Raw genomic sequence first — 245 nt, 5'->3', positions numbered from 1 at the left:
AGGGCGCCTTATCCCTGTGGCTTTTTGGTCGAAGAGCGAGCGAAGCCGGCGCCGGGTTTTTAAAGGGGAGAAGCGCTTTTCTTCTCCCCGAGCGCCGCGAAGCCGCTCCAATTCGGAAACAGGGCGCCTTATCCCTGTGGCTTTTTGGTCGAAGAGCGAGCGAAGCCGGCGCCGGGTTTTTAAAGGGGAGAAGCGCTTTTCTTCTCCCCGAGCGCCGCGAAGCCGCTCCAATTCGGAAACAGGGC

The 245-nt window shown here is 60.4% G+C and carries 1 protein-coding gene; it reads left to right on the top strand.

Annotated elements, in window-relative coordinates:
• A partial coding sequence (locus M3212_RS21935; RefSeq protein ID WP_251196007.1) for a hypothetical protein occupies positions 1-245 on the top strand: 245 nt, incomplete at both ends.

Origin of the sequence: Halalkalibacter oceani, assembly GCF_023715705.1 — a bacterium.
GTDB lineage: Bacteria > Bacillota > Bacilli > Bacillales > Bacillaceae_D > Halalkalibacter > Halalkalibacter oceani_A.
Note: the sequence above shows the minus strand (reverse complement) of the source record. Positions and strands in the feature narration are given on the sequence as shown.